The sequence below is a fragment of the Mesorhizobium yinganensis genome (assembly GCF_040081985.1).
Classification (GTDB): Bacteria; Pseudomonadota; Alphaproteobacteria; order Rhizobiales; family Rhizobiaceae; genus Kumtagia; species Kumtagia yinganensis.
In genome coordinates this window covers 114,476-137,484 of record NZ_JBEBMH010000002.1, presented here as the reverse complement: position 1 = coordinate 137,484, position 23,009 = coordinate 114,476, and the positions used below count along the sequence as shown (strand labels likewise).

Genomic DNA, 23,009 nt, shown 5'->3' with positions numbered 1-23,009 from the left:
GAAAAATTTAAGCTGTCAATGGATCGGCACCCGCGTGATGCAAAAAAATGCGACATTGCGGCACACCGGGCCCATCCAGTCGGCAAACGGTGACGAAAAAGCCGCGCGGACGAAACCGGCGCGGCTCGATCGGATCGGGTTGGTTCGGCGGTAGTCGCTTAGCGAACCACGAAACCGAGGCGGGACGCGGCCATCGCACCGGACTGGCCGGGCATGGTGCGGTCAAGCCGCTGGCGCTCCAGGGCGGTCGTCAGGTTCATTTCGCGGTTGCGGCGGAAAAGGCGGGAAAACAGTTTCATGACACGGCTCCATGCAGTGGTTACACGGGGTGCCTTCGCTAGGTCTGCTTAGGAGTGGGGCATCTCGTTTGATGCCGCTGATATAGGCATTTGCACTGTGCGGTGCAGCAATAAAAGCGAAGCGCTCAATATAAAAAACGACATCGAAGCCGCGGCTTTGTTTGGCGGAATTACAAAAAGCCAAGCAAAATCAGTTGCCTTTAAATGGCGGTGATCAGCCATGCGGCTGGCTCAGATGCGTCATGCGCGGCAAGCATGACTGCGCTGAGAACAGGCGGTCCGAAAAAACAAAACCCGCCGTCATGGTGATGACGGCGGGTCTACGCGGGACATTTCACGATCAGCGGCCTCCGGCCCAGGACCCCACGGCGATGCGCGAGGAAGGCTGCCGCTCGCTGGCGTCCGGCCAGCCGATGTCCTTCTGGACCTCGTAGGGCAGGGCGCGAACCTGGCGCTCGGTCAGATAGCGGGCGCGGGCGACGCTGTATTCGTGGGCCAGATGGCCTATGGCGGAAAAGATGGACATATTGTCCTCCTCAAATTGTGGCCGCGCGGCAAAGCGAGGCCGTTGGCGCACACCGGCCCATCCGGCGCGCGATCCGTCAAACTTCCATTTCCGGTCTTCGGTCGGCGGCAATTGTCAGGATGACAAGTTTGCCGCCTTCCATGCTGTTGACTATGGCCCTTGCGTCATGTTCAATCAAACGAAATGGAATGATGCTTCCGATCAGTTTTTTTGAATGGATAGACGCCGATGAACGCCCCGCTCAATCACCCGCTTCCGCTGCTCGACCTCGACGTCCTGCGCACCTTCGTGGCGATTGCCGAGACCGGCAGCTTCACCATCGCGGCCACCGCCGTGTTCCGCACGCCCTCCGCCGTGTCGATGCAGATCAAGAAGCTCGAGGACGTGCTCGGCCGCTCGGTCTTCACCCGCGACGCGCGCTCGGTGGCGCTGACCACCGACGGCGAGATGCTGCTGGGTTATGCCCGCCGCCTGCTCGCCATCAACCGCGAGGTCGTGTCGAAATTCATCGTGCCCGACATTGTCGGCGTGGTGCGGCTGGGTTCGCCGGATGATTATGGCGAGCGCGTCCTGCCCCACGTGCTGAAGCGTTTTGCCCAGTCGCATCCGTCGATCGCGGTCGACGTCACCATCGACCAGTCGATCAATCTGCGCCGCCGCATGGACGACCGTGCCCTCGACATCACGCTGCTCACCAACTCCTACAAGACCAGCGCGATCGGCGCGGAAGTGCTGCTCACCGAGCCGATCGTCTGGGCGGGCGCCAAGGGCGGCTGTGCTCACATGCGCGAGCCCCTGCCCGTGTCGCTGTGGGAAGAGGGCTGCGTCTGGCGGGCCGGCGCGCTGGAAGCGCTTGGCCGCGAGGGCCGCAACTACCGCATCGCCTATATGAGCGCCCACACGGCCGGCCAGCGCGCCGCCATTCTCGCAGACCTTGCCGTCGCGCCGCTGCCGAAATCATTCATCGGCAACGACATGGTCGAGCTCGGCCCGAAGCAGGGCATGCCGGAAATCGGCAATTACAGTCTTGCGATGATCGTCTCGCCCGACGCCAGCGCGCCGGTGAAGGCGGTGGCCGACCATATGCGCGCGACGTTCGAGGTGTTTCGCGAAACGGGCAAGTTTTGACCGCGGCAGCGGGATCGGGCCAAGCATCGGACGCGGCCGATCCCGCCTTCAGGCTAGCGCAGCGCTTCCAGGTAGGTGTTGCGGACGTTGGTCGCCATGCGCGACTCCGGGCTGGCGGGCCAGCCGATGTCCTTCTGGAGTTCCGGGGGAAGCGCGTTCATCTCGCGGATCGCCAGCCGGGTGCGGCGCGCCATGCGGAGAGCGGCGCCAAACCGGCCGATATCATGTAGTATCGACATTTCCATCTCCATTGCGTGTCGCGGCTGCCGGACCATCCGGGAAGCCGATCGCGAGCGGAGGTATGCCGTTTGTTTGTTTCTGCCCGATTGCGCCCGAATGCGCCTTCGTTTCAGCAAATACCGGTTTGCGGAAACATTCGTATGCAAATGAATTTGTGCGGCGCAATATTGTGTTGCGCGATCTATTCCCGGCCGCGGCGGGCGGCGCGGTCCTCGCGCGAGCGGCGGCGAGGCGGGCAGGAAGCGTGGCCGCGCAAAGCGGGATTGGACCTATTTCCGCAAGGTCTGAGCGATCGCGGCCGCTGCCGGAACGGGCAGCGCGAGGATCGGCTTGGCGTCGCGGAAGTAAGGCGGAAGACGCGCCGCGTCGTAGGAGGGGCTGACCCCGATCAGCGCCACCAGTTCGTCAAAACAGTCGAAGGGGAGGTCGGCCTCCGGCTTGGGACCGTCAATCTCGGCCGCATAATGATGGCGGTTGATCGGACCGTCCAGCGGCACGATCCGGTCGGACGCGGTATGGCTGATCCGCCGGTATCCGAAGATGGTGAAGCTCGAGATCAGCTTCTTCACGAAGAGCGGCTTCAGCGCCAGATACATCTCCAGCGTCGTCATATGGTTGGTGTGTCCGCTCCAGTCCGACCAGTAGAGCTTGACGCCCATCGCGGCCAGCGGGCCGTCGCTGTCGAACCAGGGCTGGCGGACCAGCACGAACTCCGAGCTGATGGAAGCGGCGGTGCGCAGGATCTGTCCGGCGATTTTCGGCGAGGGAATGTGCTCCAGCACATGCGCGATCAACGAGAAGCGTGCTTTGCCCTTGAAGGACATCGGCAGCGTCAGATCGGCAAGCTCGGCATTGAAGCCCTTTTCGCGGGTGGCAGCTACCTTCACCGGATCGAGGTCCACGCCGACGCCGTTGACGCCGCCAAGCCGCTCCATCGCGAACTTGATGGAGCCTCCCGATGAACAGCCGAAGTCGACGAAATCGTAAGGAGCGAGATCGATCGTCACGCCTTCATTCCCGCGCTCGGCGCGCCGTCCGTTCCTCGCGCGAGCGGCGACGGGGGGCGCCGTCGCCGGAGGCCTGTTCGACCACCTTGCGCGGCGGCAGCTTCACCTGCCCGGCGAGTTTGATGAAGGGGTCGACCTTGTTCGGCAGCGCCATGGCGTCGATGAAGAGCTGCTGGAAATGCGGCTCCAGCGCGGTCTCGATCTTCTCGATCCGAGCCACTTCCTTTTCGATCTCGCGCCGGTGGTTGCGGTTTAGCAGCGCCATCAGCGCGCCGGTGCCGGCGGCGTTGCCGACCGCCTTGACTTCCGACAGGTCGCAGTCGGGGATGAGGCCGAGCACCATGGCGTATTTCGGATCGATGAAGGAGCCGAAGGCGCCCGCGAAACGGATGGTATCCACCCGGTCGACACCCTGCTTCTCCATCAGCAGCTTGACGCCGGCATAAAGCGCGGCCTTGGCGAGCTGAATGGCGCGCACGTCGTTCTGGGTGACGGTGATGCGCGGCTCACCGGTGCGGCCCTCGCGCAGCAGGTAGGAGAAGGTGCGGCCGTTCGGGATGATGCGCGGGCTTGTCGCGGCAAGCGCGCCGTCGATGACGCCGTCCTCCGAGATGATGCCGGTGAGATACATCTCCGCCACGACCTCGATGATGGCGGAGCCGCATATGCCGGTCACGCCGGTGGTCCAGGATGCGTCGTCGAATCCCGCTTCGTCGGACCACTGCTCGGTGCCGATGATCTTGTAGCGCGGCTCCAGCGTTTCCGGGTCGATCCGCACCCGCTCGATGGCGCCGGGCGCCGCACGCTGGCCGGATGATATCTCGGCGCCTTCGAAGGCCGGGCCGGTGGGAGACGAGGCGGCGACGACCCGCGCGCTGTTGCCGAGCACGATCTCGGCATTGGTGCCGACATCGACCAGCAGCATCATGCTTTCCTGCCGGTACGGGCCTTCCGAGAGCGTCGCGCCGGCGGCATCCGCGCCGACGTGGCCGGCGATGCAGGGGAGCGTGTAGTAGCGCGCGCCGCGGTTGACCTCGATGCCGATCTCGTGCGTCCAGCCCTGCGTCGCGCCCGACACGGCGAGCGCGAACGGCGCCTGGCCGAGTTCGGTCGGGTCGATGCCGAGGAACAAATGGTGCATGATCGGATTGCCGACGAACACGGTGTCGAAGATGTCATGGCGGTCGACGCCGCCTTCCTCGCACACCCTGCCGATCAGCGTGTTGATGGCGTCGCGCACCGCCTTGGTCATCGCTTCCCGGCCGTCCGGGTTCATCATGACGTAGGAGACGCGGCTCATCAAATCCTCGCCGAAGCGGATCTGTGGGTTCGGCGTGCCGGAGGAGGCGACGACGCGACCGGACAGCAGCGACACGAGATGCATGGCGATGGTGGTCGAACCGATGTCGCAGGCGATGCCGTAGGCCTCGTTCTTCAGGCCGGGATAAAGCGCGATCAGCGTGGCTCGCGAAAACTCCATGTCCTTGTGGATGGCCGCCGTGACCGCCCAGTTTTCCTTGCGCAGGATCTTCTGCACCTCGGGGATCAAGTGCTGGGCGACGCGCAGGTGCTTCCAACCCCAGTCTCTCTCGAGCACGGCCTTCAGCCGCTCGAGATCGCCGGTGGGCTTGTGCATGTCGGGCTGCTCGACCTCGACGTAGCACATCTGCACCGCCGAGAAGCGCTCGATGACGCGGTCAGTCGCGGCCTTGCGCACCACCTGGGCGTTGATGACGGTGTCCTGCGGCACGTCGACGACGAGATCGCCCTGCACGGTCGCCGAACAGGAGAGGCGGCGGCCGTCGGGCAAGCCGCGCACACGGTCGTAGCGCTCCTCCTTCGGCCCGCGCGGCGATATGTGGTCGAGCGACGAGACGATCTTGTGTTTCGCGAAATTGCCTTCCTGCACCTCGATCTGGCAGCGGCCGCATGTGGCGCGCCCGCCGCAGACGGATTCAACATAGACGCCGAGCGAGCGCGCGGCATCGAGCAGCGGCGTGCCGACGGGGAAGCGCCCGCGCTTGCCGGACGGCATGAACAGGACGAGGGGATCGGTGGGATTGAGCGGAGCGTTCATTGGCCTGTCGGAGTCAATTTCGCGTTAACAAACACGGCCGCAAACGCGGCTGCCAGTATTGTCGAGCTGATCCAGAAAAAGATTCTCCCAACTACCATCTGTCTCGCGTGGTCGACCTTATTTGAGGCGAAATACAGGAGGCCTCCAATAGCCACGATCGAGAACCCGATTATCAGAGGCGCGACAAAGGTTTTGAGGCCAGCAAAAAATAGCGCAAATTCGGCCTTGTCGCGGAACAGAGCATATCTCGCGATTAAGACAATCGGCACGGCGATCACAATCGTTCTCAAATGGTCTTTGAACATGGTGCCAACGATGGGGTCGACATGCGTTGAGGTTGCCGCGCCGATTACTGCTCTGCGATCGGCGCGAGGCCTTCGAAGATATCGGCGAGCGTGAGAGTTACGCCGATCTCCGGGATATCAAAGGTGTCGTCGCCATCGGAAAAGATGCGCACTGTCGGTGCTTCGCCGGAGTGGCGGGTGTGAAGCTGAATGCGCAGTTTCTCAGGATCGATAATCAGCACGTGGGTCAGCGTCTGCAACTGCCAGTACTCGGTGATTTTCCCGGCCAGATCGAAGGTTTTGGTTGTTGGAGACAAAATCTCAACGACAAGTTTTGGCCGTTCTAAGATGTAGCCTTGATCCACCCTTGTATCGCAATCGACCACCAAGTCGGGATAGCGGACATGATCGGCCGCCGTTTTAACGGCTGCGTCATTTGAGAATGCGTTGCACGGACCGCCCCTAAGCTGATTGCCGACCACGCGGGACAAATTGCTGCCGACCTTGTTATGTCGCAGACTGGCGCCGGTCATCATCGTCGGCGCGGTATCTCCCGGTAGCGTCACCGCCACCGGCGTACGCTTCAGAACGGGAATGCCGTTGACGAGCTCGTATTTTTCCTCCTGGTGCTCGTGCCAGGCCAGGAACTCATCGACGGTCCATTTCCGCTGTTTTTGAGCGATGGTCATCTGCGTGCACCCACTCCGAGCGCTGACAAACCCATAGTATCTTTGCAGAAGCTTTGCGTCACCCCCGCGCCATCCTCGCCTCGCGCCCGCCGCGGCGGCGCCCGCCGGCGGCAGCACCTTCCGCGCCCGGCGTGACAACGGCGACCGGCGGCGGAGCGGCGTGCTCGCCCGGCTTGAAGTCCTTGTACGTCTTGATCCAATTCATGCAGTCCCTGTCGGTGCCGTTGAGCACGTTGGCGGCGCGGACCGCCTCCATCTCTTGCGGACGCACGGGGTTCATGATGGCGGAGGTCATGCCGGCGCCGATCACCATCGGGATGAAGCCGGCATTGATGCCATGACGGTGCGGCAGGCCGAAAGAGATGTTGGACAGGCCGCAGGTGGTGTTGACCTTCAGTTCCTCGCGCAGGCGGCGCAGCAGCGCGAATACCTGGCGGCCGGCGTCGCCCAGCGCGCCGATCGGCATGACCAGCGGGTCGACGACGACGTCGTGCGCGGGGATGCCAAAATCGGCGCAGCGCTCGACGATTTTCTTCGCGACCGCGAAACGTACGTCGGGATCCATCGAAATGCCGGTCTCGTCATTGGAGATGGCCACCACCGGCACGTTGTATTTCTTCACCAGCGGCAGAATCGCCTCCAGCTTCTCCTCCTCGCCGGTGACCGAATTCACCAGCGGCCGGCCTTTGGCGACCTTCAACGCGGCTTCGATGGCGGCACTGACCGAGGAGTCGATCGACAGCGGCAGGTCCACCGTCCGCTGCACGATCTCCAGCGTCTGCACGAGGAGGGCTGGCTCGGTGGCGTTGGGGTCGACGGCGGTGACGCCGGCATTGACGTCGAGCATCGTGGCGCCCGCGGCCGCCTGCTCGATCGCGTCCTTGATCACCGTCTCGAAATTGCCGGCCGACATTTCGGCGGCGAGTTTCTTGCGGCCGGTCGGGTTGATGCGTTCGCCGATCACGCAGAAGGGCTGGTCGAAGCCGATGACGATTTCGCGGCTCGCCGAGGCGACGATGGTGCGGGTCATGAAGTTCTCCTCGTGATATAAAGACTTCTTTATATCGTTATCTGGTTTGGATCAATCGGTGGCGCGCGGTCAATGCGCGCTTTTCACCAGCTCCGATTGCGTTTCGGTAATGTTGTCGTGAAGGATGTGATCGAGCCGCTGCGCGACGAGCTGGTCGTCAGCCCGCGCCTCGCGTTGCCACGGCTTGCGGCCCTTCAACACGCCCGATTCGTCGACGATCTCGGCGACATATTCCTCCTGGCGGTAGGCCATCACATGGATGCCGGAGACGCCGGGGATTTCCTTCACCTCGTTGATGATGTCGATACAGAGCCTTTTGCCTTCGGCCTTCTGGTCCTGGGCGCCTTCGAGGCGCTTGATGATGGCGTCGGGGATGTGGATGCCGGGCACGTTCGACCTGATCCACTTCGCCGTCTTGGCGGACGCCAGCGGGCCGACGCCGACCAGGATAAAGACCTTTTCGGTGAAGCCGAGGTCGCGCGCCTTCTGCATGAAGGTTTTGAACATCGGCACATCGAAGCAATACTGGCTCTGCACGAACTGCGCGCCGGCGGCGATTTTCTTGCCGAGATGGATCGGACGGAAATCATAGGGCGGCGCGAAGGGGTTGATCGCGGCGCCGAGGAAAAGCTGCGGCGGCGTGGTCAGCTTGCGGCCCGAGAGAAATTTTCCATTGTCGCGCATGATGCGCACGGTTTCGAGCAGCGACATGGAATCGAGGTCGAACACCGGCTTGGCGCCCGGCTGGTCGCCCGCCTGCACGCCGTCGCCGGTGAGGCAGAGGATATTGGCGACGCCCATGGCCGCGCCGCCGAGAACGTCGCCCTGGATGGCGATGCGGTTCTTGTCGCGGCAGGCGATCTGCATGACCGGCGCATAACCCATGCGGGTGAGCAGCGCGCAGATGCCGACTGAGGACATGTGGCAGTTTGCGCCGGATGCGTCTACGGCGTTGATGGCGTCCACCCATCCGTCGAACACCTTTGCCCGGTTGTAGACGTCCTCCGGATCGGCGCTGTCGGGCGGGTTGAGTTCGGTGGTCACGGCGAACTCGCCGCGGCGCAGCACACGCTCCAGCCGGCCGCGGGAGGTGTGGCCGGGCAGGGGCTCCAGCGGCAGATGGATGCCTGCCGGGTTTTCGTCGCGCTGCAAAGGGCGTTTGTCGATCACGCGGATGCTCCCACCTTGGCCTGTTCGCGTTCGGTGGCGGCGCGCGCGGTGACACGCAGCCAGGCGGACGTCTCGCGCAGCGACTGGTCGACCGGCTTCTGGACGGTCAGGATGGCGTCGCCCTTGACCATGTTGCGGGAGCCTTCCCAGGCTTTCACCCAGACGCAGGGCATGTCCGGCTCGACCTCGCAATTGCCGTTGGCGCGTACGCCGCCGCAGGGACCGTTGCGAAGCTGTTTCGGGCAGTTCATGGGGCAGGACATGCCGGTGGAGGACAGCACGCACTGGCCGCACATGCGGCAGTCGAACATCAGCCCCTTCACGCGTTTCTCGACGAATTTCACCGGCGCCTCGACGCGGCCGTAGCCGATGCCCTTCCACAGCGGATGTAGCATCAGGAACATGTCGGCGAAGCGGGCATAAAACCATTCGAGCAGGCGCGAATGGCGGATCGACCACAACCGCACCGAATAGGAGCGCTGGACGCGCCGCTGCGGCGACACGTCGGCCGGCTTGTAGTCGCTTTTCGGCGCGGTTTTCTTGACGATGGTCGCCTGGGTCACTCCGCCGGAGGCGGAAGGCGGCACGATGGATGTGCCGTTCGCGGGGCCTTTGGCTGTGGTCGAGTTCGGCTGGGTATCAGACATTTTCCTTGCCGCCGGATTTCGCGAGAGCGACCAGCCGCTCCCGGTCGTATTTCGCATCGAATTCGGCCGCCGCCTTGTCGGCCTCGGCCTCGAGATCGTCGCCGACCGGCACCGGATCGGCCTTGCGCCATTCCGCCAGATAGGCGTCGGTCTCTGCCGCGCCCGAGCGCATCGCCGCCATGTCGATGGCTTCCGTGAATCGCAGCGGCAGTTCGCGCTTCGCATTGGCGCGCCCGCGCTTGACGATGATCTGGGCGGGAATGTCGCGCCAGTAGACGACGATGAGGTCGGCCATGAAAACCCTGTGTTTGCTGTTGTCGGAGCATTGCCGGAACGCGGGAAATCCCGCTTCTCATCAGACGACGCGCGGGCCTTCAAAAGCGACAGGGCATGGTGTCGCAAATCAGCGATGTGAACCGGGTCCGCGAATCCTACCAAACGCGGTGCGTCAGGCCTGTCCACAAATAACGCCAAAGCGTCGGATGGTACCATTGTTTCGAGGGCATGTCTGGCTGAACGGTTGCGGGCTTACCGGTCAACACATCGTCAATGGCGCGAACACAGACGTCGCGCGAGAAGGCGGCCTGCGTCAGCGCATAGGTGGCGATCGTGTCGCCTTTCGAGGGTTTTCCGCGTGCCTGGTGCAGCACCTCGCCCGTGTCGACGCCGGCATCGACCATATGGACGGTCGTTCCGAAATTCTCGGAGTCGCCAGTTGCCAGCGCCCAGTAGCCGCCATTCATGCCGCGGTATTTCGGCGTGATGCCCGCATGATAATTGAGCACCGGGCAGGGCATTGCAGCCAAGGTCTCGCGTTTCAGGAGCCGGCAGCCGGCGAGAAGGACCACTTCGGGCTCGGCCTTTTGCAGGGCTGCGATGAATTCCGGACTGTTGGCCGAGGGAACGTCGACGACCTTTTGCGGCGGCGTGGCGTCGAAACCGGCTTCGGCGGCGAGGCCCGCCAGCCGGCGTACCGAAAGCACTTTCGAGGTGCGGATGATGACCATCGTGCCGATCTGGCCGGCGACCGAGATCCAGCCCTGGCGCCGCGCCCGGCGTTTCAGGATCGCCCATTTCGATTCCGGCTGTTCGAGGATCACCATCGGCGGACCGAAATGCGCGGCGATGGCGTTGACGATGCCCCATATGTGAAGCCCGCCCTCGGTCACAATGACCACGCGGCGCGGCGTGGGGTTCAGAATATCCACAGGAGGACGGCCTTTACCGCGGCGAGCGCGGCGCCGAAGACGAGCGCGACGACGCCGACAGAGGCTGCGGCAACACCGCTTCCGACCGCGAAAAGGATGCCGTCGCGTTCGGAAAGCGAGAGGCCGAGAAGGGCGACGGAGAAGGCGGGCAATCCGTTTCCGAACGGAATCGGCAGGATGATGATGACGGCCAGCGCCACCGCCATCAGGCCGATGACCCGGTCTCCGCGCCGGCGCCAGAACGGCCAGTAGCGGGGCCGGATAAGCCGTTCCAGCCGCACGAGCCTCGGGATCACGCGGTCCATGATCGAGCGGAACTGTTCGGCCGAGATCGACTTTTCCGCCATGAATTTCGGCAGCCAGGCCCGCTTGCTGCCGTAGGTCAATTGGGCGGCGACCACCAGCAGCGGCAGGCCGAGGATTGCCGAGGAGGGCGGCGGCAGGGGAATGAGATTGAACACCGCGAACAGCACCAGCAGGGCGGCAAAGCTGCGGTCGCCGAGCGCGTCCAGGATGCTGGCGACGGTGACGCGGTCCTTGGCGTTGGCCGCGAGCTGGGCGAAGAGTTGCGAAAGCCGGCGCGGCCTCCGGCGGACCGGCGCGCCGCCTGTCTGACCGGTCTCGAAACCATTCATCTCCGCTCTCATGCCGCCCGTGCCAATGCCCGCAAGCCCCTGTGCAAGCAAGATATTCTGTTCATGGAGGAGTTAAGTCTCGATGACGGTATGATGTTCCCAGACCGAATGTGGGCCAGCGGCGGAATTCCCGCAACAGGTTTCGCGATTATCGTTTGAATTCAAGAATGTCGAGTTTGGATTCATAATGGGGCGCGGGGAATTCGATGCGCCATTCGCTAGGGCCGGTGCGGAAGCCGTAACCCACCTGATCGGTTTCCGGGCCGTTGCCATAGGGCTTTATCCGCTCGCCGGCGACGAAGCCGGAACCCAGATAAATCAATCGCTTAGCGCCGTCGTCGAAGAAACGTCCGGCGGTGCGCTGCGAGCCTGACAGCTTTTCCAGCATCCAGCCGGAGCCGTTGTCGGTGACACGGCACTTGAACCAGCCATAGACGACAAGCTCGGCAAGGCCGCCGGCCTTGATGGTGCGGCACTGCCAGTTGCCGGTCATGTCGAAATCCTGGAACGAAATCATGCGCTTGGCGACCAGGGCATCGAGCACCGCCACGTCGGCGGGCTGACCTTTTCGGGCTTCGGCCAACGCGGCCAGCCGGGTCTGGGCGTATTCGTCGAGCCGCTTCTTGTCGGCCGCGGTGATCAAATTGACGATCTCGCCGGTGGCGAAGGCGGGCAGGGCGCAGAGCAGCGCGAGAGCGGCCGCGGCGGCGAGGGAGGCGCGTCGGTTCATCGTCAATTTCCACATTATATCAAAGGATTAGCTGGATGGCCGGAGCGTAGGCAAGCCGCGAAGCCAAGCGAGCAGAAAGCCTTGGCAAGTTCAAAAGAATATGTGTTTTCAAGCGGTTGCCTGTCCGGAGCCGCTTCATCCGTCTTGCCGCCCTGACGCAGGGGGGCGGGAACTTGCCAAAACCGTGTCCTGCGATGCCATCGGCCTGACCGGAGCGTCTTAGGACGTGCCAGCAACCTGTCGCGCTCACCAGATTCGGATATGATCCCGAAGCGAGGTGGGCGATGGTCGAGAACGGGGATGACTGCCCGCATCGCGATGGATGGTCTGGAGCGGTCACGCGACGCGCGACAGGGCAGGGACCAGGTCGCCGTAGCCGGTGAAGCGGCGCTCATAGGCAAGGCCGAGCAGTTTCGCCGCATCCTCGGCAACCTTGTCCAATGCCGGGTCGTTCGTCTGGGCGAGATAGACGACCTTCTCATAGTTGCCGAAGAAATCCTTGATCAGTTCGGGGTGCCGGTCGAGGCCGAGCGGCTTCATGAAGAAGCTGTCGAAATGCCGGCAGAGGAAATCTGTCATGTAGAAAGCAAGCATGTCGCGGTCGCCCTCCGCCTCGAAGGCCGCAGCCCCCTGGTAGAAAGCGAAACAGTGCGGGCCGGCCATGCGCTCGACGCCATGCTTTTCAATGACACGGTCGAGCATGCCGCCCGTGCCGCAATCGCCGTAGCCGACGAAGATGTGGCGGTAGCCTTCGGCCTTGGCCTCAAGGATGGCCTTGTCCATCTCGGGCGCGATGCGGTCGGGCCGGAAATGATACTCGGCGGGCAGACAGGTGAGATCCATGTGGTCGAGCGCGCCCTGCGCCTTCACCGCCAGGACCTCGCGCGCCAGCATGCCGCAGGCGATCACGAGGACGCGGTCGACGGGTTGTGTCTGGATGTTTTGCTTCGCCGGCATGGAACTTGTTTGAACTTCAACGGTTAAGTCTAGCACTTGTCACCAGAGGGAGCCACTATGACATCGACCCGCATCGCATCGCTCGCCGTCCTGCTCGCCTGCGCGCTCGCCGTTTCGGCCTGCGCAAACACCGTCCGCGGCGTCGGCAAGGACGTCAAAGGCACCGTCAACGCGGTCGAAGACACGGTTCAATGACCCTCTCGCACGCGGCCTGATTGGAAAAAGCCCCGGCAGCGGGGCTTTTTTGTGTCGGCGACCGGATGCCTTGGGGGCATCCGGCCAACTCGCTTCGCTCACGCCACGGAAAAATCCATGTTGGTAAGCGCCAGGCCGGTGTCGGCGATGGCAAACAGGATGCCGGCGGCGCCTCCGCCGGTTCCGTCCGAGTCGTAATAGACTTCTCCGGTGTCCGTCTCGTAGATGATGCGGTCGCTGGCGTCCTCGGCGAGCCCGGTCGCGTTCGACCGGAAGGCGGCCGCGGACAGGGTGCCGGTGTCGAGCGCCGTGAAGATGGCGTCCGAAAGCAGGAAACGGTCGTCGACGACCACGAAGTCGACGATGGTGTCGACATTGGCGGCGCCGATCGTGGAAGCGAAGACAAAACTGTCCTTTCCATCGAAGCCGCGCAGCGTATCGCTGCCGCCCTTGCCCTCCAGACGGTTGTCGCCGTCATTGCCGAGGATTTCCTGGGCAATCTCGTTGCCGGTGAGGTCGATGTCCGACGTGCCGGTCGAGCCGTTGGTCGTGAGCAATTCGACGAACACGCCTTTGTCGAGCGTGTAGTCGACGGCGGCCATCACCCGGTCTTCCGTCCCTTGCGTCGAACTTTCGATGATGTCGTCGTCGGTGTTGAACACCCGGTAGATGTCATTGCTGCCGAAGCCTCTCAGGGTGTCGGAAGCGCCGACGCCGCCGTCATGCAGCGTGTTTTCGCCGGCATTTCCGGCGATCTCCTGGGCAAAACTGTTGCCGGTGAGGTGGATCGCTGTCACCGCGCCGGAACTGTTGGTGGTCATAAGCTCGACGGAAGCCCCGGCATTCAGCGCGTAGCTGACGGTGGCGATGACCCGGTCGTCGCCCTTGCCGGCAACCTCGTCGATGACGTCTCCGGCCTGACCGACACGGAAGACGTCATCGCCAGCGCCGCCCGACATGGTGTCGTTGCCGCCCTTGCCGTCGATGATGTCGTCCTCGACCGTCCCGATGATGATTTCGCCGGCATTGGTGCCGTTGAGTTTTATGATGTCGGTGCCGTTCGCCCAGTTCGAGAAGGCAAGCTTTGACAGGTCGAACAGGCCGGCGCCGGTGCGGTCTACCGTCAGAGTATCCACCGAACCGCCCCCGGTCACCTTGTCGAAATCGCCGAGCGCCTCGGAGCCGAAACGGGCGCTGCTGACGCCGGACTGAAAGGCGAGTTGCTCGACGCCGTTGAAGACCGCCTCGAAGAAATCGATCGAGCCGGTGTTGACGAGTTGCACGGTGTCGGTGCCGGCGGCGCCGATGACCGCCTCTCCCTCGCCTTTCACCAGGTCGCTGCCCGACCGGTAGACGAACTTGTCCGCACCGTCGTTGCCGAACATGAGATCGGTGCCGCCGCCGCCCTCCAGCGTGTCGGCAAGCGAACCGCCGTTGATGGTGTCGTTCGCACTCGATCCAACCAGGGTGTTGGCTACGAATATTTCCCCGTCGAGCAGGATCGTCTGGTCGGAGCGGCCCCAGGTCGAGAAGAAGATGTTGCTCAAGTCCGTGCCGGAACCCTCGACGGTCAATGTGTTCTGATCGGTCTTGCTGCCGATCACCTGCGCGATTCCGCCGGCGCCGATCTGGTCGTCGCTGAAGGTGGCGGTGCTGACCTTGAAAAACTCGACTTGCTCAACATCGACAATCGTCGTGCCGGTGAAGTCGTAGTCGTCGGAGGAGGTCATCAACAGCCCATCCGCAGTTCCGGCTCCGCCGTCGAAAATCGACCCGGCCCCCACTCCGCCGGCGAGCCGCAGAATATCGTTGCCACCATACGCGAACAACTCGTCGATGCCTCCGGCATCGCTAAGCGTGCCGATCTGGTCTCGGCCATCGGTGCCGTGGATTTCGTCGTTGCCGACGGTCCCGAAAATCTGCACCTGGTCGAATCCGGTCCAGTTCGTGAGCGTCCAGTCCAGGGCGGAGAACGTACCGGCGGCGGACAGGTCGACCCGCAGGAAATTGGTGCCCGCGCCTCCGGTCACCTCGACGGCGTCGGAGATTTTGCCGACCCCGAACTGGGCGCTGTCGAAGGTCGCGAAGATGGACGCGCCATCGCCATAGATGATCTCGTCTATGTCGACGAGGTTGTCCGCAGAGAAGTCGGTTGTGACGTCTACATTGAGAACAGGCATGTTTCCTCCTTGAAATGAAAGATCATTTCAGTGCGAAGATGTATGCCCCGTTTTGGAAGTCGGACGCGATAAGCTGTCCGATAGTGCCGGCTGGCCCGGCGTTGCATTCAGGCCGTGTTCAACGGCCCATGCTTGTTCCAGATGTTTATAGGATACGCCGATATGCGACGGAAATCCAGTCTGGACCAAAAAGACAGCAGAACGACCGTTCGGAAATAAGCTGATCGATCAAGGCTGAATATCAGAGATCCTTTGGAAGTTCCTTCGAGAGCGCCGCAAGAACGGCATCCTGCCGCGTCGCGATGCTCTTGTGCTTCGCGATGCGCCGTGACGAAATTCCAAACGGTCGCTAAGGACGGGACCGGAGCTATATCGTCACAAAATCGACGTTGGTCAGCGCCAATCCGGCGGTGAGTTTCGCGAACAGGGTCGATACGCTGGCACCGTTGCCGTCGCCATCGTAGAAGAGTTCGCCCGTATCCGTGTTGAAGACGATGCGATCGTCGGCGTCTTCCGCGAGGCCGGTGGCGTTCTTGCGGAAGGCCGCCGCTGCCAGTGTTCCCGTGGAAAGGGCGGCGAAGAACCGGACGTCGAGCCAGATCGTGTCGGCGGCCACGTCGTAGTCGGTGACGGTATCGACATTGCTCGCGGCGTTCAGCGCCGAATTGAACACGAAGATGTCTGCGCCGGAGCCGCCGCTGAGGGTATCGTTGCCGGCATAACCCTTGACGATGTCGTTGCCGGCTGCGCCCTTGATCACGTTCGCGGCGCTGTTGCCGTAGACATAGTCGTCGAAGGCCGAGCCGGTCAGGTTCTCGATGGAGTTGAACGTGTCGCCGGCCGCATCTCCCGTATTGATGACCGGGTTTGCAAGGCTGACGGTGACGCGCGCGGCGGCCGCGGCATAGGAGGCGGTGTCGGTGCCGAGACCGCCGCTGAGATAGTCGGCGCCTTCGCCGCCTGTCAGAATATCGTTGCCGTCGATGCCGAAGATGCGGTCGGCGCCCTTGCCGCCGTCCAGCTTGTTGCCTCCGGCTGTGCCGACAAGGCCGTCGTCGAAGTCGGACCCTATGATGTGTTCGATGGAATTGTAGGTGTCGCCCGCGGCATCGCCTTCGTTGTTGGCGGGGGTCAGAAGCTGGGCGACCACGCGCGCGCCGGCTGTTGCGTAGGAAGCCGTGTCCGAACCGGCGCCGCCGCTGAGATAGTCTTCGAAACTGCCGCCCTCCAGAATGTCGTCGCCGGTGTCGCCGAAGAGGCGATCGATCCAGTTGCCGCCCATCAGCCAGTCATTGCCTTCCCGGCCGAAGAGGCGGTCGCCCCCTTCGCCGCCCTCAAGGCGGTTTGCGCTGGCATTGCCATAGAGAACGTCGTCACCATTCGATCCCCGGACGTTCTCGATGGAGCTGAACTCGTCTCCGGTGGCGTCTCCCGCATTGTTGCCGGGGTCGAACAGATCCACGATCACGCCGTTGTAGCCGGACGTCTCATAGGATGCGGTGTCGGTTCCCCATCCGCCGGTGAGAAGGTCGCCGCCGCCGCCTCCCGTCAGCAGGTCGTCGCCGTCGAGGCCGTAGAGCCGGTCCGCCCCCGAACCGCCGTCCAGCCGGTTCGCTGCCGCGTTGCCCAACAGCTCGTCGTCGAAACCCGAGCCGCGGATGCCTTCGATGGAGACGAAGGTGTCTCCGGCGGCATCTCCGCTGTTGCTGGCGGGGGCCACCATATCGACGACCACGCCCGCCGTTGCGGTGGCATAGGACGCGAAATCCGTGCCCGAGCCGCCATTCAGATAGTCGGCACCGGCGCCTCCGATCAGCACGTCGCTGCCGTCCTCGCCGTAAAGCAGATCGTCGCCGCCAAGGCCCAGCAGCTCGTCGCCTCTGCCGCCGCCCCTGAGCTGGTTCACGCCGGCATTGCCCTCGATGGTCTGGATGAACTCGTTGCCGGTCAGGTTGATCGCATCCGTTGCCGCCTTGTCGCTTGTGGTCAGAAGCTCGACTTCGCTGCCGGCGGTAAGCGCGTAGGTTACGCTGGCGAACACGGCGTCGGGCCCTTGCCCCGCATATTCGATGACCTGATCGGCGGAATCGTCGACGTGGAAGGTGTCGGCACCATGCCCGCCATAGATGATGTCGGCGCCAAGCCCGCCGTCCAACTCGTCGTTGCCGAGCCCCGCCTTGATCACGTCCGCGCCGTCGAAGCCAAGAAGCACGTCGTCATAGGAGGTGCCGACGATGTTGTCGTCTCCGGAAAAAATGAGAGCGGTCAGCGCCGAAGCGCTCAGCGCCTGGAAGTCGGAGACGTCCACGCTGAAACCGCTTATCGAATATTCCGTCCAGTATTTGCCCCCTGGATCGGTAGGTTCATGGATATCGGTTCTATATTTCAGTTGTTTCACCGTGCCGGTGACGTCGACGACATCGGACGTCGCCTCGTCCAGATCGAACTGGAAGTCGCCGTCAAACGTCCAAAGTCTTCCGAACGGAGAACCTCCATATCCGTACTGGTATTCTACCTGATCGTCGGAATAGGACACCTGGGGCGTCTGGAAGTCGGCGGGACGCAGATGTTTGAAGGGCAACTCGCCCATGTCGACGCCGTCGCCGGGCGGTCCCAAATTTGTTATATAGGCCAGATCCCGACTCTTGGCGCAAGTAAAGTTCGCCACGTTTGTGCCCCTCCCGCATATGTAGTCATTTGTAAAACTATCCTGGCGAACCTTCTCCTTCAAGCATTATTCTTATATTATATTGTGCTTATATAGTTGTTCCGCTGACCTGATCGGGCGTTACACCCCTAACGCCGGAACGGGGCACGACCCCCGAAGAGACCAACTCCAAGGCCGCCGGCCTGGCCGTTGGGGGAAGGCGTTACGCGCTCGGCGAGCGAGGCGACGACGCCCAGCCATCGTTTGGCCGGAGCGAATTGTCAGGATGCGGCCGCTTGGCGCCGTCTCAACCCGCGCAGAACCCGGCCGAGTGTTTCGGGGCAGGTGCCCAACCGATCTGTCGAGTGCAATGAAAAAAGGCGCCGAACCGGCGCCTTAAGTTCAACAAATGTTGGATTCTGAAAAATTACTTCCGTCGGCCGTCAGGCCGAGGCGCGGACGTTGTGCTTGCGCTTCATGAAGTCTTTCGCTGTTTCGACCGCCACGGCGGCGTCGCGGCAATAGGCGTCGGCACCGACCGCCTTGCCGAATTCCTCGTTGAGCGGCGCGCCGCCGACCAGCACGACGTAGTCGTCGCGGATACCTTTTTCCTTCAGCGTGTCGATGACGACCTTCATGTAGGGCATCGTCGTAGTGAGCAGGGCGGACATGCCGAGAATGTCGGGCTGGTGCTCCTCGATCGCCGCCAGATATTTTTCCACCGGGTTGTTGATGCCGAGGTCGATGACGTCGAAGCCGGCGCCTTCCATCATCATGCCGACGAGGTTTTTGCCGATGTCGTGAATGTCGCCCTTGACCGTGCCGATGACCAGCTTGCCCTGCTTCGGGGCGCCGGTGGCGGCAAGCAGCGGGCGCAGGATCGCCATGCCGGCCTTCATGGCGTTGGCCGACAGCAGCACCTCGGGGACGAACAGGATGCCGTCGCGAAAATCCTCGCCGACGATGCGCATGCCCTCGACCAGCGCCTCGGTGAGTACGGCGTAGGGTGCCCAGCCGCGCTCGAGCAGGATGTTGGTTCCCTCCTCGATCTCCTCCTTGAGGCCGTCATAGAGGTCGTCGTGCATCTGCTGCACGAGTTCTTCGTCGGAAAGCTCGGACAGGATGATCTCGTCGTCGGCCATCTTTTTCCTCGGGCTCCATGATCGCATGCCACATGACGCCATTTCGGCTGCGATGCCGATTACTAGCCTGCAAGGGTCGCAAATCCTTAGCTGATTTGCGACGCGGTGCAAAACGAAAGCGACTGGAGATCGCACCTAGAATACAGGTCGACAAATCGCGAGAACTCCAGCCGCTTCGACCGGACGCGGCAAAGGTACGGCCGCCGCTCAGCGCTCGGCGATCTTGTCGCGCAAGCGGTCTTCCTGCGCGGCGAGTTCGGGCGTGAACGCTTCCCCGAAATCGGCGGCCTCGAACACCTGCCGGATTTCCAGTTCGCTCGGACCCGGCATTGGGTTGGGGCAACGTTTTGCCCAGGCGACCGCCTCGGGCATGTCCTTGACCTGCCAGATCCAGAAACCGGCGACGAGTTCCGTCGTCTGCCCGAACGGGCCTTCGATGACGGTGCGGTTCGGCCCGTCGAAGGCGATCCGCTTGCCCTTGGACGAAGGGTGCAAGCCTTCGCCCGCCAGCATGATGCCGGCGTTGACCAATTCCTCATTGTATTTGCCCATGGCTTCGAGCAAGTCCGTCGACGGCATGTTGCCCGCTTCGCTGTCGGCCGTCGCTTTTACCAGAACCACTACGCGCATTGTTCTCTCCTTTGTTGAGCCGAGGCCGGATCAGCCTCGCCGACGATAAGACGAACCTAGGGGCCAAGAACCGACGCTCCGGGATATTTTTCCCGCAGATCGTGCGAGGCCGGGCCGGCAAACTGGTTCCCAACGAAGGTTGGCTGCGTCTTACTTTTCGATAACCATAGAAAGACATTGCCCGACGTATGGCTTGGCGTACGCTTGTCAACCTCAGGCTGCGGCCAGAAGGATTTGCGTGTGCAGGGCATTCGGCCGCCATGCGGCACGATGATTTGAGGCAGGGAGAGGGCAATCCATGAATTTCGGCGGATTTTTTGATGCGGCACGATTCGTCTCTGCCCGGCGCCATGCGCTGCCATTTCTCGCGGCCCTGATCCTTTGGGCATTGCCGGCACAGCTTGCCCGCGCTGATCAGGACATGGAGATTCGCATCCGCAATCTCGGGCCGGCGCTGGACGCCTATGTCGCCAAGGGCATGAAGGATTTTGACAATCCCGGCGCCGCCGTCGGCATCGTCACCAGCGACAGGCTCTATTTCCTGAAAGGCTATGGCGTGCGCAGGAAAGGTGGCGAGCCGGTCGACACCAAGACCGTGTTCCAGATCGGCTCGACGACGAAGGCATTCCTCGCCACGACCATGGCCATCGCCTCCGACCGGGGCAAACTGGATTGGGACGCCCGCATCGTCGATCTCGATGACGATTTCGAGATGAAGGATCCCTGGGTGACGCGCGAATTCCGCGTCTCCGATCTGCTGGCGCAGCATTCCAGCATGCCGCCTTCGGCCAATGACGTGATGGGCATGCTGGGCGTCGACCAGGCGGGCATGGTGCGCGCCATGCGGTTCGTCGAGCCGGTGTCGAGTTTCCGCTCAGCCTTCGCCTATACCAACGTCACGCACATGCTGGCGCAGCGCATCGTCGCCCGGCAATTCGGCGCGACCGATTGGGACACGGTGGTGCGCAACGAGATTTTCGGGCCGCTCGGCATGAAGGATTCTTCCTTCACCGCCGACGCGATCCAGGCGGCGCCGAATCACACGGAGGGCTATCGCTGGACGCCGCAAGGTACGGTCGAGGTGCCGTTCACACCGATCTTCCCCTACGGATTCGGTGCGGCCGGGTCGATCAATTCCACCGTCGAGGATCTCGGCCCCTGGGTGCGGCTGCACCTCGCCAACGGCAAGTTCGAGGGCAGGGAGATCGTCTCGGCGAAAAACCTCGCCGTCACCAAGACACCGCGCACCGGCATGAACGAAACGCTGACCTACGCGATGGGCTGGGTGATCCAAAGCACGCCCAACGGGCGGATCGTCTGGCACAATGGCGGCACGACAGCCTATGGCGCCTTCATCGGCATGGCGCCCGACAAGGACGTCGGCGTGATCGTGCTCACCAACGAGACCAATGTCGGCCTGCCCGACGCGATGGGTGAGTGGATACTGGACCGGCTGCTGGGCAATCCCGAGGTCGACCATGTCGCGGAAAGGCTGAAGGCGGCCAAGGCTGCGTTCGCAGAGGTCGAGAAGGCAAGCGCTCCGCCCGCGGTGCGTCAGCCGGCGACGGTGCTGGCGCCGCTCGCCGGCGACTATGCCAATGACAGCCTTGGCCACGCCAAGGTCAGCGAGGACGGCCCGGGACTTTCCGTCGAGATCCTAGCCACCGGCGCGAAACTGAAACTCGCCGATCGGGGTGGACAGGCGTTTGACGTTACGCTCGTGCCAGAGGGCCGTTTCCAGGGCATTGCCGAAAACATCGGGCCGACGCCGATCGGCATCGCCCAATTCGAGGTCGACCAGAGCGGCGCGATTGGCGGGTTTTCGTTCATTTCGGGAGACAATGGGCAGAAATATCCTTTCACAAGGCACTAAGGCCTCAAAATAATGGCTCGGATGTACGCTTGAAGCGTGTGTGCCGCGGCATCAAAGGTCAAACCGGGGTTTCGGTTTTCGCAACGAATCCCTTCGCGCGGCTCGAGGCGAATATTAAATATGTAACTGTATAATTTCAGTGATCCATTGCGATTTTCTTTGACCTGCGAATTCCGGGATTCGGTTGTCACAGCTTCACATCTGTGCGATACCCGTGTTATTATACCAAGAGGCAGAGTTTTTACCGTCTTGTCAGGCGGATGGTGAGTGTAACATGCCGAGTACAGGCGCGAACGGTGCATCTAGCAGCGACCACGAGGTCGTGTCGGTCATGGTTCGGAAATCAAAGGACCATGAGACCTGGGACGGTACAGAACAGATCCAGGTCGAGAAGCCTGAGTATTCGGACGACTCCGCCGGCGAAGCTTTCGGGATGCTGGAAGACATCCCCGGTTTGATCATGGACGAGGACGTGTTCGACAGCGTCGGCAGCTTCATTGCCAGCGCGCTGCAGGCCGTCTCGCCCTGGGCCTGGATCGTGAGACTGTCCACGCTCTATGAAAACGGCAGCCGGGCCAGCTATACGGGTTGGCTTGCGGCGCCGCGCGTCGTGGTGACGAGCGGGCGTTGTCTGTTCGACCCGTCGCGCGGCGCCTCCCGCGAGGTCCTTGTCGAACCCGCCAATACCGACGCTCCGGCCGGGTCGTGGATGATCAGGTCGAGCGAGTTCAAGATGGTGAAGGGTTGGGTGAACAGCTCAATTCCGGAGTGCGATTACGGGGCCGTCGTGCTTCCCGGCCCGGGCCTGACCGGCATCGGCCATTTCGGCCTCGCCTGGTTGCCGGGCTCAAGGCCAAAGGAAGAGTGGCTGAACGTATCCGGTTATCCGTCGGATATCGACGATGCATTGCAATGGTACGAAGGCTTTCAGGTCTCCAACACGGATGAGCGGTTTCTTCGGCGTGCAAGGGGATCCCGTGCCTTGGCAGCGGGCAGCCCCCTGTGGCTATACATGATGCGAAACGGCCGCGCCCAGCGCTACGTCTGCGGAATGGTGGATTCGAACGCCAACAGCGGCGAGGCTTTGCGGCTGCACCGTGAATTCTACGACAATCTGATCGATTGGATCCGGACTGCATCGACTGCTGCCCCGGCCGCCACCCCTGTGGCTGTCCCCGACGCCGCTCCGGAGGCGCCCGCGGAAAGCAACGCGGGGACGAATGGATAGGACGGCCCGGGCGACAGGGCAGGACGGCAGCGCCGCGCCAGAGGCTTGCGGGAGGTTGGAATGGACCAGAACGCCATCGTGATCCTGATCCTGAGTACGCTGCTTGCCCAGAAGCCGGCTCCCTGCAATACGGTCAGAGAATGGAAGCCCTGGCTGAAGGACATCCCACTGGAAGACCCGTCGGGTCTCACGCGCGACTACAAGAAAATGTTAGTACCATTGGCGGCTTACATGCGCCGCAACAACTGTTCCATCGTCATAGAAGGCTATATGGGCCGGGACGCAAAGAACAGAGAGGATCTGGCGCGCGCCAACACGGTGAAGGACTTCCTGACGAAAGAACTTCCTGAAGCCGAACGCGTGCGTTTCAATCAGGTGACCGTGCAGCCGAAGGGATCGAAAACGCCGAAGACGATTGCCAGGGTCGTTCCCTGATCCATCGATTGGAGCAACGTTCAATCCGATCGACCGTTGCTCGGACCCCAGG

At 62.6% G+C, this 23,009-nt stretch carries 25 protein-coding genes; 6 read left to right on the top strand and 19 right to left on the bottom strand.

What is annotated here, in order from left to right; all coding sequences use genetic code 11:
- Positions 1–158: 158 nt before the first annotated feature.
- Entirely contained in the window at positions 159–299 is a 141-nt protein-coding gene (locus ABMA59_RS04255; RefSeq protein WP_349004069.1) for a hypothetical protein, read from the bottom strand.
- A gap of 340 nt (positions 300–639) precedes the next feature.
- The gene (locus ABMA59_RS04250; RefSeq protein ID WP_349004068.1) at positions 640–825 is read right to left on the bottom strand and encodes a hypothetical protein; all 186 of its coding nucleotides are present in this window, start codon (positions 823–825) and stop codon (positions 640–642) included.
- On the opposite strand from ABMA59_RS04250, the gene ABMA59_RS04245 reads away from it, so the two are divergent.
- On the top strand, positions 818–1,039 hold the full coding sequence (locus ABMA59_RS04245; protein WP_349004067.1) for a hypothetical protein: 222 nt from the start codon (positions 818–820) through the stop codon (positions 1,037–1,039). The two genes, ABMA59_RS04250 and ABMA59_RS04245, sit on opposite strands and share 8 nt — an antisense overlap.
- A gap of 14 nt (positions 1,040–1,053) precedes the next feature.
- Positions 1,054–1,953 (top strand): LysR substrate-binding domain-containing protein, encoded by a 900-nt coding sequence (locus ABMA59_RS04240; protein WP_349004066.1) that lies wholly within the window; start codon positions 1,054–1,056, stop codon positions 1,951–1,953.
- 53 nt (positions 1,954–2,006) lie between these two features.
- Here the strand turns inward: ABMA59_RS04240 and ABMA59_RS04235 are convergent, their stop codons facing one another.
- From ABMA59_RS04235 to ABMA59_RS04175, 13 genes are all read right to left on the bottom strand, one after another.
- Positions 2,007–2,192 (bottom strand): hypothetical protein, encoded by a 186-nt coding sequence (locus tag ABMA59_RS04235; RefSeq protein ID WP_349004065.1) that lies wholly within the window; start codon positions 2,190–2,192, stop codon positions 2,007–2,009.
- A 270-nt stretch (positions 2,193–2,462) separates the two neighbouring features.
- Positions 2,463–3,200, bottom strand: coding sequence for a class I SAM-dependent methyltransferase (locus ABMA59_RS04230; protein WP_349004064.1), 738 nt, complete (start codon positions 3,198–3,200; stop codon positions 2,463–2,465).
- 4 nt (positions 3,201–3,204) lie between these two features.
- Positions 3,205–5,277 carry an ASKHA domain-containing protein gene (locus tag ABMA59_RS04225; protein ID WP_349004063.1) on the bottom strand — a complete coding sequence of 691 codons (2,073 nt, stop codon included), beginning with the start codon at positions 5,275–5,277 and terminating at the stop codon, positions 3,205–3,207.
- On the bottom strand, positions 5,274–5,582 hold the full coding sequence (locus tag ABMA59_RS04220) for a hypothetical protein (RefSeq protein WP_349004062.1): 309 nt from the start codon (positions 5,580–5,582) through the stop codon (positions 5,274–5,276). Before ABMA59_RS04220 ends, ABMA59_RS04225 begins: the two co-directional genes overlap by 4 nt.
- Positions 5,583–5,626: 44 nt before the next feature.
- On the bottom strand, positions 5,627–6,250 hold the full coding sequence (locus ABMA59_RS04215) for a Uma2 family endonuclease (protein ID WP_349004061.1): 624 nt from the start codon (positions 6,248–6,250) through the stop codon (positions 5,627–5,629).
- Between the two features lie 58 nt (positions 6,251–6,308).
- Positions 6,309–7,280 (bottom strand): methyltetrahydrofolate cobalamin methyltransferase, encoded by a 972-nt coding sequence (locus ABMA59_RS04210; RefSeq protein ID WP_349004060.1) that lies wholly within the window; start codon positions 7,278–7,280, stop codon positions 6,309–6,311.
- A 69-nt stretch (positions 7,281–7,349) separates the two neighbouring features.
- On the bottom strand, positions 7,350–8,447 hold the full coding sequence (locus tag ABMA59_RS04205; protein WP_425475870.1) for a methylenetetrahydrofolate reductase: 1,098 nt from the start codon (positions 8,445–8,447) through the stop codon (positions 7,350–7,352).
- The gene (locus ABMA59_RS04200; RefSeq protein WP_349004058.1) at positions 8,447–9,097 is read right to left on the bottom strand and encodes a methylenetetrahydrofolate reductase C-terminal domain-containing protein; all 651 of its coding nucleotides are present in this window, start codon (positions 9,095–9,097) and stop codon (positions 8,447–8,449) included. Before ABMA59_RS04200 ends, ABMA59_RS04205 begins: the two co-directional genes overlap by 1 nt.
- A complete protein-coding gene (locus ABMA59_RS04195; RefSeq protein ID WP_349004057.1) occupies positions 9,090–9,392 on the bottom strand; it encodes a virulence factor in 303 nt (100 codons plus the stop codon). The genes ABMA59_RS04200 and ABMA59_RS04195 overlap by 8 nt, the downstream gene beginning before the upstream one ends.
- A gap of 136 nt (positions 9,393–9,528) precedes the next feature.
- Positions 9,529–10,305, bottom strand: coding sequence for a formyl transferase (locus ABMA59_RS04190; protein WP_349004056.1), 777 nt, complete (start codon positions 10,303–10,305; stop codon positions 9,529–9,531).
- The gene (locus ABMA59_RS04185; protein WP_349004055.1) at positions 10,293–10,940 is read right to left on the bottom strand and encodes an exopolysaccharide biosynthesis protein; all 648 of its coding nucleotides are present in this window, start codon (positions 10,938–10,940) and stop codon (positions 10,293–10,295) included. Before ABMA59_RS04185 ends, ABMA59_RS04190 begins: the two co-directional genes overlap by 13 nt.
- A gap of 148 nt (positions 10,941–11,088) precedes the next feature.
- Positions 11,089–11,670 carry a DUF4893 domain-containing protein gene (locus ABMA59_RS04180; RefSeq protein WP_349004054.1) on the bottom strand — a complete coding sequence of 194 codons (582 nt, stop codon included), beginning with the start codon at positions 11,668–11,670 and terminating at the stop codon, positions 11,089–11,091.
- Between the two features lie 336 nt (positions 11,671–12,006).
- The gene (locus tag ABMA59_RS04175; RefSeq protein ID WP_349004053.1) at positions 12,007–12,627 is read right to left on the bottom strand and encodes a DUF1638 domain-containing protein; all 621 of its coding nucleotides are present in this window, start codon (positions 12,625–12,627) and stop codon (positions 12,007–12,009) included.
- 57 nt (positions 12,628–12,684) lie between these two features.
- Here ABMA59_RS04175 and ABMA59_RS04170 point away from each other — a divergent pair, with 57 nt between their 5' ends.
- Positions 12,685–12,822: an EncA/B family entericidin gene (locus ABMA59_RS04170; RefSeq protein ID WP_349004052.1), complete on the top strand. Its 138-nt coding sequence runs from the start codon at positions 12,685–12,687 to the stop codon at positions 12,820–12,822.
- Positions 12,823–12,920: 98 nt separating this feature from the next.
- On the opposite strand, the gene ABMA59_RS04165 is transcribed toward ABMA59_RS04170, so the two are convergent.
- The 4 genes from ABMA59_RS04165 to ABMA59_RS04150 all read right to left on the bottom strand — a co-directional run bounded on the left by ABMA59_RS04165 (position 12,921) and on the right by ABMA59_RS04150 (position 19,421).
- Entirely contained in the window at positions 12,921–15,002 is a 2,082-nt protein-coding gene (locus ABMA59_RS04165; RefSeq protein ID WP_349004051.1) for a beta strand repeat-containing protein, read from the bottom strand.
- Between the two features lie 367 nt (positions 15,003–15,369).
- The gene (locus tag ABMA59_RS04160; RefSeq protein WP_349004050.1) at positions 15,370–17,670 is read right to left on the bottom strand and encodes a calcium-binding protein; all 2,301 of its coding nucleotides are present in this window, start codon (positions 17,668–17,670) and stop codon (positions 15,370–15,372) included.
- Positions 17,671–18,092: 422 nt separating this feature from the next.
- The gene (locus ABMA59_RS04155; RefSeq protein WP_349004049.1) at positions 18,093–18,791 is read right to left on the bottom strand and encodes a corrinoid protein; all 699 of its coding nucleotides are present in this window, start codon (positions 18,789–18,791) and stop codon (positions 18,093–18,095) included.
- Positions 18,792–18,998: 207 nt separating this feature from the next.
- Positions 18,999–19,421, bottom strand: coding sequence for a YciI family protein (locus tag ABMA59_RS04150; protein ID WP_349004048.1), 423 nt, complete (start codon positions 19,419–19,421; stop codon positions 18,999–19,001).
- A gap of 298 nt (positions 19,422–19,719) precedes the next feature.
- Here ABMA59_RS04150 and ABMA59_RS04145 point away from each other — a divergent pair, with 298 nt between their 5' ends.
- The 3 genes from ABMA59_RS04145 to ABMA59_RS04135 all read left to right on the top strand — a co-directional run bounded on the left by ABMA59_RS04145 (position 19,720) and on the right by ABMA59_RS04135 (position 22,957).
- On the top strand, positions 19,720–21,294 hold the full coding sequence (locus ABMA59_RS04145; protein ID WP_349004047.1) for a serine hydrolase domain-containing protein: 1,575 nt from the start codon (positions 19,720–19,722) through the stop codon (positions 21,292–21,294).
- Positions 21,295–21,616: 322 nt separating this feature from the next.
- The gene (locus tag ABMA59_RS04140; protein WP_349004046.1) at positions 21,617–22,522 is read left to right on the top strand and encodes a trypsin-like serine peptidase; all 906 of its coding nucleotides are present in this window, start codon (positions 21,617–21,619) and stop codon (positions 22,520–22,522) included.
- A gap of 60 nt (positions 22,523–22,582) precedes the next feature.
- The gene (locus ABMA59_RS04135) at positions 22,583–22,957 is read left to right on the top strand and encodes an OmpA family protein (RefSeq protein WP_349004045.1); all 375 of its coding nucleotides are present in this window, start codon (positions 22,583–22,585) and stop codon (positions 22,955–22,957) included.
- Positions 22,958–23,009: the final 52 nt, after the last annotated feature.